The 273-nt window shown below is 76.9% G+C and carries 1 pseudogene; it reads left to right on the top strand.

Annotated elements, in window-relative coordinates:
- Positions 1-273, top strand: a pseudogene (locus QWY29_RS20525) (N-methylproline demethylase); the annotation flags it as partial.

Genomic DNA, 273 nt, shown 5'->3' with positions numbered 1-273 from the left:
GGTGCTGGTCTACGACGACCACGGCGGTGAGCCGGCCCTCGACGCCGCCGAGCACCTGGCCCGCCGCGGGGCCCGGGTCGAGCTGGTCACGCCGGAGCGGATGGTCGGCATCTCGGTCGGCGCGATGAACAGCCCGGCCTACCTGCGGGCCTTCGCCGAGCACGGGGTGGTGCTCTCGGTGGCCCGCCGGCTCCGCTCGGTGCGGCGTGCCGGGCCCGACCGGGACGGGCCGCTGGTCGCGGTGCTCGGCAGCGACTACGCCGACGTGGTCGA

This window comes from Nocardioides abyssi, assembly GCF_030412915.1.
Taxonomy (GTDB): Bacteria; Actinomycetota; Actinomycetes; order Propionibacteriales; family Nocardioidaceae; genus Nocardioides; species Nocardioides abyssi.
The sequence above is the reverse complement of the archived record's forward strand: the minus strand, read 5'-3'. Positions and strand labels throughout refer to the sequence as shown.